Source organism: Microbacterium sp. LWS13-1.2 (assembly GCF_040144835.1).
Taxonomy (GTDB): Bacteria; Actinomycetota; Actinomycetes; order Actinomycetales; family Microbacteriaceae; genus Microbacterium.
On the sequence record NZ_CP151632.1, the window covers coordinates 3,698,726 to 3,710,211 of the forward strand.

General features: G+C 67.2%; 9 protein-coding genes. 4 read left to right on the plus strand and 5 right to left on the minus strand.

Annotation, left to right across the window (positions count from 1 at the left end):
- Position 1: 1 nt before the first annotated feature.
- The 4 genes from MRBLWS13_RS17080 to MRBLWS13_RS17095 are packed head-to-tail and all read right to left on the minus strand — an operon-like array spanning position 2 to position 4,420.
- Complete coding sequence (locus tag MRBLWS13_RS17080; RefSeq protein ID WP_349426518.1) at positions 2–1,528, minus strand: ABC transporter substrate-binding protein; 1,527 nt, start codon at positions 1,526–1,528, stop codon at positions 2–4.
- Between the two features lie 35 nt (positions 1,529–1,563).
- Positions 1,564–2,436, minus strand: a complete 873-nt coding sequence (locus tag MRBLWS13_RS17085; RefSeq protein WP_349426519.1) for an ABC transporter permease — start codon at positions 2,434–2,436, stop codon at positions 1,564–1,566.
- Positions 2,433–3,356, minus strand: a complete 924-nt coding sequence (locus MRBLWS13_RS17090) for an ABC transporter permease (RefSeq protein WP_349426520.1) — start codon at positions 3,354–3,356, stop codon at positions 2,433–2,435. The genes MRBLWS13_RS17085 and MRBLWS13_RS17090 overlap by 4 nt, the downstream gene beginning before the upstream one ends.
- Entirely contained in the window at positions 3,353–4,420 is a 1,068-nt protein-coding gene (locus MRBLWS13_RS17095; protein WP_349426521.1) for a LacI family DNA-binding transcriptional regulator, read from the minus strand. The genes MRBLWS13_RS17090 and MRBLWS13_RS17095 overlap by 4 nt, the downstream gene beginning before the upstream one ends.
- Before the next feature lie 46 nt (positions 4,421–4,466).
- Between MRBLWS13_RS17095 and MRBLWS13_RS17100 the strand changes: the two genes are divergently transcribed.
- From MRBLWS13_RS17100 to MRBLWS13_RS17115, 4 genes are all read left to right on the plus strand, one after another.
- The gene (locus MRBLWS13_RS17100) at positions 4,467–6,425 is read left to right on the plus strand and encodes a fumarylacetoacetate hydrolase family protein (protein WP_349426522.1); all 1,959 of its coding nucleotides are present in this window, start codon (positions 4,467–4,469) and stop codon (positions 6,423–6,425) included.
- Positions 6,422–7,804, plus strand: a complete 1,383-nt coding sequence (locus MRBLWS13_RS17105) for a sulfatase (protein WP_349426523.1) — start codon at positions 6,422–6,424, stop codon at positions 7,802–7,804. Before MRBLWS13_RS17100 ends, MRBLWS13_RS17105 begins: the two co-directional genes overlap by 4 nt.
- A gap of 24 nt (positions 7,805–7,828) precedes the next feature.
- A complete protein-coding gene (locus tag MRBLWS13_RS17110; protein WP_349426524.1) occupies positions 7,829–9,658 on the plus strand; it encodes a glycosyl hydrolase family 28-related protein in 1,830 nt (609 codons plus the stop codon).
- Between the two features lie 332 nt (positions 9,659–9,990).
- Positions 9,991–10,131: a hypothetical protein gene (locus tag MRBLWS13_RS17115; protein WP_349426525.1), complete on the plus strand. Its 141-nt coding sequence runs from the start codon at positions 9,991–9,993 to the stop codon at positions 10,129–10,131.
- Positions 10,132–10,167: 36 nt separating this feature from the next.
- Here MRBLWS13_RS17115 and MRBLWS13_RS17120 read toward each other — a convergent pair whose 3' ends face one another.
- Entirely contained in the window at positions 10,168–10,455 is a 288-nt protein-coding gene (locus tag MRBLWS13_RS17120) for a hypothetical protein (RefSeq protein WP_349426527.1), read from the minus strand.
- Positions 10,456–11,486 lie beyond the last annotated feature (1,031 nt).

Genomic DNA, 11,486 nt, shown 5'->3' on the forward strand with positions numbered 1-11,486 from the left:
CCTACTCGGCTGCGATCGAGACGCCGGAGAAGTCGACGCGGCCGTCCGGCGCCGGCTCGAAACCCTGCACGTTGCTCTGCCACGCGTACGCCGTCTCCACGAACATCGGGTACATGCCTACGGCGTCGTTCCAGATGATCTCGATCGCGTCGGCGTAGAGCGCTTCGCGCTCCTCCACATCACCGGTCGATCCTGCGGCGGCCAGGAGCTCGTCGAGGTCCGGGTTGCAGTAGCCCATGCGGTTGGCGGCGCAGGTGTACAGGCGTCCGAGGTTGGTCGCGGCGTCGAAGCCCGCCGAGCCGAGCTGCTGGATGTTGATGTCCCAGTTCAGCGCGAGGAGGTCCTCGAGGAACACCGCCTGCTCCTTCTCGAGCACTTCGACCTGCACCCCGATCTCGGCGAGGTCGGAGGCGACGGCCTTCGTGACTTCGGCGAACTGCGGCTGCGAGTACTGGAAGCGCAGGACGGTCGAGTAGTCGAACCCGGCCTCGTCCAGGGCGGCCTTCGCCGCCTCGGGGTCGAACCCAACTGGCTCCTGCGGCGCGTAGCCGAGGACATTCGGTGCCACCGGCGAGTCGGCGAGACTGCCTGTCTCGGGGAAGAGGCTGGCGATGATCGTCTCGAAATCGACCGCCTGCCACAGGGCCCGGCGCACCTCGGCGTCGGCGAGTGCCGGCGTCGAGCTGTTCATCCACATCGTGAGGACCGCGGCGCTGGGGATGGTCTCGACGACGAGTCCGCTGTCCTCACGGAGCATGGTGACCTGATCGTCTGGCATTCCCCACGCGGCTTGGATCTCTCCGGTCTGCAGCGCTGTGATGCGCGCCGCAAGCTCGGGGATCGTGCGCATCTCGAGCGAATCGAGGGTCGGCACCCCGTCCCAGTAGTTCGGGTTGGGTACGAGCCGGAGCGACGATCCGGGCACGAACTCGTCCACCATGAAGGCTCCGGATCCGACCGGCTCGCTGAAGCTCGCCTCGTCGACGTCGGCGGGGGTGACGACGAAGTTGACCAGCTTGCCGAGCAGCGCGGCGTCCGAGGCCGGGGGAGTGAAGACGACGGTGGTCTCATCCGGAGCCGCGACCGTGTAGTCCTTGAAGTTGCCGGCGAGCGGCCCGGCAAGCGCCAGGAGCCGCTCGAACGATGCCACGACGTCCTCCGACGTCACGGGCGTCTCGTCCGAGAACACGATGTCGTCGCGGAGTGTGAACGTCCATTCGCTCGCGTCCTCGTTGGACTCCCACGACTCCGCGAGTTCGCCCTCGAACTCGCCTGCCCCTGTCGTCTTGAGCAGGTTGCTGAAGATCGCCTCTGCCGCGAGGCCGGTTCCGCCGTCCTGCGACAGGGCGCCGTGCGGGTCCAGGCCCTCGATCGGGAACTGCACGCCGACGATGAGCTCCTGTTCCTCGGCGAGTGGCGCCTCCGATGTGTCGGGGGACCCGGTGGTTGTGGTGGTGGTGCACCCCGCGAGAGCGAGGACGGCGATCGCCGCGCCCACCACGGAGAGTGCGGTTCTTGTGCTGTGCATTCTCTTCTTCTCCTTGCGTGACTTCGTTGTCGGGTTCATCTGTGATCACCGCTGGTGAAGCGAGCGGTGAGCCGGTCTCCGAGCAGCCCTGCGCAGATGACGAGTCCGCTCAGGGCGATGCCGGGAAAGGTCGAGATCCACCAGGCGCTGCCGAGGTATGTACGTCCTTCGGCGATGGTCTGCCCCCAGGACACCGAGGAGGGTGGCAGCCCCAGGCCCAGGAAGCTGAGCCCTGCTTCGGCGAGCACCGCGCCGGCGAACTCGGTGGTGGCGAGCGCGACGATCGGGCCGAGGACGAACGGTGCGATGTGCCGGCCCAGGAGAAGTGGCGTGCGCACTCCGATGAGCCGTGCGGCATCGACCCAGGGGCGTTCGCGCAATGAGAGGCCGAGCCCGCGAGAGAGCCTCGCGAAGCCGATCCAGTTCGCCACAGAGAGGGCGATGATCACGACGAGCATGCTGCGCTCGAAGACGCCCGTGATGATGATGGCGAGCAGGATGCCGGGAAACGCGAGCAGCACGTCGATCAGGCGCGACACCGTGACGTCGACCCAGCCGCTGAAGTATCCGGCGACGGTGCCCAACAGCACGCCGACGAACCCTGAGATGACGACGACGCACGTGCCGATGATGAGGGAGGTGCGGGTGCCGTACACGAGCTGGCCGACCATGTCGCGGCCGAGACCGTCCGTGCCGAGCGGGTAGAAGGCGCCGTCGGCCCCGACAGACCCGGGCGGCAGCAGACGGTCGCCGACCGAGGTGAAGACGGGATCGTACGAGATCACGAGCGGTCCGATGAGGGCCACGAGGACGTACATGCCGATGATCGCGAGCGGAATCATGCCGGCGGTCGCGCTCAGTCGGCGTCCGCGGCCCGCGAAGACGCTGGTCAGTGAGATGGCGGTCATGAGCGCACCAGCCGGATCCGCGGGTCGAGCTGCGCGTAGAACAGGTCGACGGTGAGATTGAGGATCACGACGATCGTCGCGGCGACCAGAGTCCCTGCCTGGACGATCGCGTAGTCGCGATTCGACACGGCCGACACGAGGAGGGTGCCCAGTCCCGGCCACGCGAACACGTTCTCGACGATGACGGCACCGCCGAGCAGTGCGCCGACCTGCAGGCCGAAGATCGTGACGATCGGGATCGAGGAGTTGCGCATCACGTGACCGGTGAGCACGCGACGCTCGGAGAGCCCCTTGGAGCGAGCGGTCTGCACGTACCCCTCCGACATCGTCTCCACCACGCTGCTCCTCGCGATACGGGTGAGCAGCGCGATGAAAGGCGCGGCGAGCGTCACCGCCGGCAGTACGAGGTGGGCCCAGCTGCCGGTGCCCGAGCTCGGCAGCACCTGCAGCTCGAGGGAGAACAGCAGGATGAGCATGATGCCGACCCAGAACGTCGGCATCGCCTGCAGCGTGAGGGCGAGGCCGGAGATCCCCCGGTCGCGCAGTGAGCCGGGGCGAGACCCGGCGAGCGCGCCCAGCACGAGACCGAACAGCGCGATGGCGGTCGCTGCGAGGGTGAGCTCGATGGTGGCCGGAAGCCGGCTCATGACGAGCTCCAGTGCAGGCTGGCCGAAGCGATAGGAGTCGCCGAAGTCGAGCTGCAGCACATTGACCAGATACAGCCCGTACTGCACCAGCAGCGGCGCGTTCAGGCCGAGCTCCTCCCGCAGGGCCTCGACTTCCTCGGTGGTCGCATCGGGTCCGAGCAGGATCGTCGCCTGGTCGCCAGGCACCATACGGACGATGATGAACACGAGCGTGACGGCGCCCCAGATGATGAACAGTCCGCTTCCCACGGCCCTGAGCATGTATCGGGTCACGTGTGCACCGAGACGGACGAGGCGAGGGCGATCGAGTTCCCGTCGACCGGCTCGCAGGGCAGGAGCTTCTGCAACGGCCCGGCATCGCGGTCCTCGAGGAGGGTGATGAGCATCCGGACGGCTTCCTGCCCCATCTCCGCCCGCGGCAGCGCGAGCCCGGTCCAGATCCGCGTGGGCGTCGACGCCGGCGCTTCACCGAGGAAGGCCACCGACAGATCGGTGGGGATGCGGATGCCGGCGCTCGCTGCGGCGAGCTCGAGTGCGCGGCCGATGCCATCGGCCTCGCGCGGCTCTACGAGGATCGCGGTGATGCCGGCATGAGTCCACGAGCGCAGCAGTTCGGCATCGATCTCGGACCCGTCTCCGACCTGGTGCACCAGGTCGGGCGTGAAGTGCAGGCCGGCTGCTTCGAGGCCTGCGCGATGACCGGCGGCACGGTCGAGGCCGGGCTCCGCCCCCTCCGCGCGGCGCACCAGCAAGATGCGGCTGTGCCCCATCGCGGCGAGCCGCTGCACCATCGTCTTCGTGGCGTTCGCATAGTCGGCACCGACGTACGAGAGGCGGACCCCCTCGACTTCGCGTCGGCCGATGAAGACGTAGGGGAAGTCCTCGCGTGAGAGCCGCGCGAGCTCGTCACGCGCGAGGTGGCGACCGAGAAGGACGCATCCGTCCGACTTGAGCAGGCGGTTGGACCCTCCGGCGTAGATGCTGCGCTCCGTCGATCCGCCGGCCGACGTGAAGAGCAGCATGTCGTAGCCCAGCAGCGCAGCCTCGGCCTCGACCCCTTGGAGGAACGGGAAGTAGAAGTCCCGCTCGCTCACCGGGAACACCGGCTCGAACGTGTAGAGGCCGAGGATGCGGTTCCCTTTGCCGCGAAGGCTGCGCGCCGCGGTGTTCACGGTGTACCCGAGCTCCGCGATGACGGCCAGCACGGCCTCGCGGCGATCGGCCGAGACCTGCGAGCCGTGGCCGTTGATGACGAGCGACACCGTCGCCTGCGACACCCCGGCACGACGCGCGATCTCGACCTGTGTCGGACGGCGGCTTCCCTGTCGTGTCCCCAACTGAACGCTCCGTTACGTATTAGGAAATGGGCGTTCCCGACTGTATATGAGCCCCTTCGAAGGCGTCAAGCGTCGATTCCTGGCCAAAATTCGGTTGCGATCTCCCCTTGCAAGGCGGTTCTGGATGCCGTTACCCTGCCAATCACTAATACGAAACGATGAAGTGATCAACCACGAGCGAAGGAGCTCAGTGAAGCTCGCGACATTCCTGCACGAGAACTCCGAACAGTGGGGATTCGTGTGGGCGGACCCCGTCACCGCGGAGCTGCGCATCGTCGAACCCGGCCTTGCCGAGGCGGCGCTCGCCGGGAGCGGAGGCGGGACGAGCGGCTATGCGGCGAGCCGGCCGAGCTTCCTGGGCACGTGGCCCGGCACGCTCGCGGATTTCCTCGCGCTCGGCGATGAGGGAATGGCCGTGCTCGACCGGCTGGAGCGCTTCCTGGCGCGGTTCGCCTCCCAGTCGGATGCCACGATCCTCGACACGATCTCGCACGCGGTCGCCGACGTCGAGCTGCTCGCGCCCATCCCGCGCCCGCGGCTGTGCCTCGGGCTCGTCACCAACTCGCCGTCCTTCGCCCGCGCCAATCCGCGCATCGAGCATCTGAACCTGTTCCCCGTGGCGCACCAGCGCCCGCAGGGGACTGTCGTGGGCGGGGGAGCCGCCGTGCTCATGCGCAACGGACATCACGATCCGCTCATGTCGTTCAATGTCGAGCTCGGGGTGATCATCGGCCGGGGAGGGCGGGAGATCCCGCTGAACGAGGCGATGCGCCATGTCGCCGGCTATACGAATGTGACCGACGTGGCGGGCACGTACTACTACGGCCGAGTGCCGGGGAACGCGGGGCGCGGCTACAGCCTGCCCGCCGAGTACGGTGATTGGTTCTTCCAGGCCACGGCGTCCTGGGGCGGGAAGATCGCCGACACACTGTGCCCGGTGGGGCCCTTTCTCGTCACGAAGGACGAGGTCGGCGATCCGTACGACCTGCTCGTGTACACGCGGCAGGACGGGCGCCAGCGCGACCGTGCGCACACCTCGGCGACGATCCTCGGGGTCGAACGGGTCATCCAGTGGTACTCCTCGTTCGCCACGCTGCATCCCGGCGACATCCTCCATCTCGGCACCATGGGCGTCGACGGGCTGGCGATCCCGCGTGAGGTCGTCGAGCGCCGCGAGGTCGTGCTCGAATCGGAAATCGAGCAGCTGGGCGTCCTGCGCAACCCCGTCCAGGTGGTGCCGGTCGGTGAGCGCGTGCCGTTCGACCGGCATCCGTCCTACGCGATCAGGCGCGCGGCGCAGGAACCGCCGACGGACGCCGCCACCTGGCATCCCGACGATGCCCGGCATGTGTTCACGGCCTTCGGCAATCACATCGGCGCGCCGGGCGAAGGTCTGCCGCGACTGCAGGTCCCCCGCTTCTTCACCGGACCGGCGAGCTCTCTCGGGGCAGACGGATCGCGCGTGGTGCTGCCTGCTCGCGCGACGGTCGTCGAGGTGACGATCGAGCTCGCGGCGATCATCGGCCGGCTCGCGTCGGACGTCGACCCGGACGATGCGGAGTCGTACATCGCCGGCCTCGCGCCGGTCGTGTCGCTGTGCGACGAGTCGTTCGGCGACGCCGTTGCCGAACCCGCCCGGCTCGGCGAACGGCACATCCCCGCCGTGTACGGCCGGTGGGGCGACGGGTTCAATGTGATCGGTGCGCTCGAGCCGCAATCCGGCAGATGGCGCGGGCGTCGCATGCGTCTGGACTCGGGCGACGAGTCCATCTCCGGCTCCACCGACGATTACCTCGACGGCGCAGCTGAGATGCTCGCCACGATCTCGGCGGTGACGACGCTGTTCCCCGGCGACGTGATCCTGCTCGGCCGCACGGCCGCCACGCTGCGACTGCCGGTGAGCGGAGGCGTCGTCGCTGGCGAGGTCGAGGGTCTCGGGCGCGTGCGCGCCGAGATCGTACGGGCAAGTGCGGGCGGGGCGACGGACGGGGAGGCATCCGCATGACAGCGGGCCGCGGCATCCGTCAGAACCTCCTCATCCTCCACTGCCATGACCTGGGCCGCTTCCTCGGCGCGTACGGAGTGCAGACCGTGTCGACGCCGAACCTCGACGCGCTCGCCGCGCGGTCGGCGGTCTTCGACGACGCATTCGCCACCTCGCCGCAATGCAGCCCGGCGCGCGCATCCCTGTTCACCGGGACCTACCCGCAGCGCAACGGCGTGCTCGGCCTCACCCACTCGCCGTTCGACTGGGATCTCGCCGATCCGTCGGCGCACCTCGCGACACGGCTGAACCGCGAGGGATACCGCACCCACCTGATCGGGGTGCAGCACGAGTCACGGGTGCTCGACGAGGACGCCGTGGCGCAACGCCTGGGATTCGACCACGTGGAATCGACCGGCGCGGGAGGTTCGCGCTCGGAGCGGTCAGGAATCGTCGTGGGCGACCGTGCGATCGACGCTCTCTCCCAGTACGCCGACGATACCCGGCCCTTTTATCTGCAGGTCGGATTCTTCGAGCCCCATCGCGCGCCCGACCCGCGGGACGAGCCCGGCGTCATGGGATTCCTCGGCGGCTACATCGAGCCCGACTCCTCGCGTGGCCACGGGGTGCCGGGCTACCTTCACGACGACGACGGCGCCCGCGCCGAGATCGCCGAGCTGCAAGGGGCGGTGCGCTACCTGGATGAGCACGTCGGCCGGGTGCTGGACGCTGTCGAGAGACTCGGACTCGCCGACGAGACGATCGTCGTCTTCACCACGGATCACGGGCTCGCGCTGCCTCGTGCGAAGTGCACCCTCTACGACCCGGGACTGGAAGTCGCCCTGATCGTGCACGCGCCCGGTAGACACGCGTGGAGCGGCGTTCGCGTCGGTGGACTCGTGAGCCACCTCGACGTGCGGCCCACCGCGCTCGAGCTGCTCGGGCTCCGACCCGACGACGACCCCGACGGCACGAGTCTCGTGCCGGTGGTCGAGTCGGCGGCAACCGCGCACCCGTACGTCTTCGGGCAGCTGACCTATCACGACTACTACAGCCCCCGACGCTCGGTGCGCTCCGACAGGTACAAGCTCATCGTCAACTTCGACAACGCCCCCAACCCGATGGATGCCACCCAGTCGTGGCTGCGGCGCAGTTCGGTGCGTGACCTGACGAAGGGCGGCATACGCACCAGTCGGCTTGTCGAGCTCTACGACCTCGAGGTCGATCCCGGCGAAGAGTTCGACATCGCCGCGTCGCCTCGCAACGTGAGGATCCGCGACGAGCTCGCCGCAGCGATGCTGGGGTGGATGCGCGACGTTGACGACCCACTGCTTTCCCAGGGGCCGCGATCCCCGCACCATGCCGCGGCCGTGCAGTTCCTGACCACCGCAGGTGCGTGAACGACCGAAGGAGTAGGACGAGGAATGTCAACGCTCAGTAGACGGCACGTGATGGGTGCGGCAGGCATAGCCGCGCTCGGTGCCACCATGGCCGGACAGCTGTCTCCCTCACAGCCTGCCGCGGCGGCCGAGGCCACCGCCGACGCGCTGATGGGAACGACCCCGCAGGAGTTCGGCGCGGTCGGGGACGGGGTCGCTGATGACACGGACGCCATCCAGCAGGCCATCGACGCCCAGCTCACGCGTCCGAACAAGATCGTGTTCTTCCCTCCGGGGACCTACCGCATCACGCGCACGCTGGTCGTGCCCGACGTCGAAGGACTGGGGGGTGACAACTTCAACCGCATCGTGCTGGCTGGTGCGAGCACCATGAGCTCGCGGGTGTCGATCATCGATGTCGACTTCGACGGGACGGGCCTCGAGATGCGAGCTCCCCTCGCCGCGTTGCGGGGGCTCTGCTTCGTGGCGCCGGCCAGTCTGAAGAACACCGTCGCGGTGCAGTCGGCGCGTGATGCCAACCGAGTGGGCGCGAACACCGACGACGTCGATCTCGTTGTGACGGAGTGCACCTTCATCGAGTTCTACCTCGCGCTCAGGCACGTGGGTCGTGGGCTCGTGTTCACGAACAACCTGGTCGCCGTCGGCGACTTCGGCATCGACATCTCGTGGCCGACAGCCGGCGTATCCGGCACCGGCGTGCACCTGCTGCCGTACGGCATGCGCAAGTGGCTGATCGAGGGCAACCACTTCCACAGCATGGGAACCGCGATCCGGACGACGGGGGAGAACGCGGGGAGCTTCCGCGGCGCGATCATCGCCAACAACGTGCTCGACATCGGGCGCCGGCTGTTCGAGGGCGGCATCATCAACTCGACCTTCACGGGCAACGTGGTCGAGAACGGCTCGGGCGGTGCGCTGATCAACATCACTGCGGGGGGAACGAACCTCACCTTCACCGGGAACGTGCTCGGCGGCGGTGAGCCGACCGGTGGCGGGCGTCCGCCGTACTCGATCGCGTTCGACACCGCCGTGCAGGCACGCAACGTCGCGATCACCGGGAACACCTTCAACTGGGTCACCCGCTCTCCGGTGTACTTCGCGGCGGCCGCTGCGGAGATCACGATCTCAGGGAACTCCTTCGACAACTGGAACCTGGATCAGGATGAGCGCTGGGGCGCCGTCCGCATCAACGGCGATGCGACGGATGTGTCGCTCCTCGGCAACCTGTTCGGAGCGAACCCCGTGACCGAAGCGCCGCCGGTGCGGGTGACCGGGACCCTCGCCCGCTCCACGATCACGGGCAACACCTTCGACAACACGGCGGGTGTGGTGTGGGCGCAGGTGATCGGGGCCGACAATGTCATCGAGCGGCGTCGTCCCGGTGCGATGGAGCAGGAGGTGACGGCAGCCGCCAACGCAGCGATCGTCGTCCGCGCCACCACGACCGGTGTCCACGACGTCGGGGCAGACGCGTACGGAGCATTCGTCGCCGCCTCGGACCAGAGCGCGGGCGCGGGGCCGGGCGTGAAGGGCGGCATGCGCGTCGTTCCCGTGAACGAGGTCGGATCGACCGCCGTCGACCTGCTCTGCTCCACGGACGACGAGAACGGCGTCGCCGCGATGCGCGTCGACATCACGGGCATCGCGCCGACTGCCGATAACGCCCGTGATCTCGGTTCGGCCGAGAACCGAATGCGCACCGTGTTCGCCCACGGCGTCCAGTTCGCGGCGGGGCCGAGGCCGCAGCCTGCGCTGGGTGCGATGGCGATGGTGACGGATGCCGCCGGCACGAGCGTGCTCGCGGTGTCGGATGGCACCAGATGGCTGCGCGTGGTGCTCGGAAACCCCGTGTAGACGTCGCCAGCCCAGTGGCTGATGACGGTCCGGCCGCTTCGCAATCGATGCATGCACTACGGGGCGCCAGCGACACTGGTCGGACTATCACCCGATCTGCCGGGTTACGGTTTGGTCGACGCTACTAGCCCAGGTACCACGTTCAGCGAGGTCGATCGTGCAATGGTCGACACCCTCCTCGAAATCTCGGATTCGTTTGGTGACGTGCCACATTGAACACCCCGTGGGGGGCAGCCTCGCGGCTTCGCGTCGCACTGAGCGTTACGCGACGCACTGTGGGTGACGGAATACGAGGTTCCGCGCACACCGCGGCGTTGCTTGCGAATCAGTACGTGCGCGAACTCATCATCCGGCTGACCGCGGGCTCGGGTGAATCGATGGCCAAGTTGAAGCCCGAGAGCTACACCGCAGGCACCCCGCACGCGTTGCCGCCGGCCGCCTTTCGGCTCAAACAATTCGAGAGGCCGGCCTAGAAACGAGGACTCATCTACCGAATCGAAAAGACGGTTCTAGCCGGATGCATTGGACTCGAGTCGTTCGTGCGGTGTCTGCCACCCGTCCGCTTCCGGCAAAGGGAGCATGAGCGGCGGGAGCCCCGCCCGGGTCATCGCGTCGACCAGGGAGCGTCGATGGTACGGATCCACCAAGCGGCGAACGAAGTCGAAAGCGCCCTCGATCTCGCCGTCGGCGACCAGGAGTGCCCGCTCGTCGAGGATGGAAAACTCCACGCGAACGTTGCTTGAGAATTCGAACGCGGGTTCATCACTTTCCTCAGCGCCCGGCACAGTGATCGTCAACTCTGAAAAGAAGACAGTCGGACTGGTCTCCTCCGTGCTGATGTTCTGACCAACTTGCGCACGCTGAGTCGGGTTGACACCGAAGTTCCGGGAATGCCTGGTGGATGGCTCAGTGATAGACCGCAATATGAGATCGACCACAGTTGGCGCTTCGGTGATGCAGGAACTCGCTCTACCGAGCAAGACATTATTGCCTGAAAGGACGCACTGCTGGCGGAGTCCACCGAGCGTGCATTCTCATCGACATGTTCGTGTAACGGAACCACGGCTCCGCCAGCGATTGATTGCCGCCCCGTCGCCTGCGACGAGATCAAGAGTCCATCGAAGCCACCTGCCTCGCCTACAAAGGAGCAGCGGTATATGTGCGATCGTTCGCTTCCTGGTTCGATGCCAGGCTGGGGGGTGGCTGAGCGCGCGTAAGCACCTTGACGCCGTCGCGACGCCGTCGGCGGGGACAAGTCAACTCTTGACCGTCGTTGCTCGTCGCGCCTACCGTGGCGGTGCACTCGAGCGCGGCGAGCATCCTGCCGACCGTTGCTACGTGGAAGTTGCCATCCCCGTTGAGAATCTCGTCCACACCCTCCACGAACACACCGAACCCGCCCGCCCCGAGCTCTACCTCACCGCTTGACCATCACCCACCATGGAGCAACACGAGTGACACCACGCCACGGGACTTGACCATGTCCAGTTTGGGACCGCACGTCGCCGGGTTGGGTTGTCGTGGCTAGACACTCGCAACGACCACGCACCCGGCATGGCACCCCGGTGCATCCTGCCTCCGTGCATCCTGTCTCGAAAGTCTGGGCAAGAAGTGGGCAAACTTGTACTCTTCTTGACATCCTCGGAGCTAAAAAAGCCCCGCGACCAGGGATTTACCCGCAGGATACATCGACGCGACGGCGGGAGTCGAAACTGCGGTCGGGCGGATCTCTGTGTGGCTCGGGAAGCGCGGAATCTCGCGAGTTGGGGGCGTCTTGCCGCGGAAAATCAATGATCTCTCGTCAGCAATCGCGCTCTGTGTTGTTCCG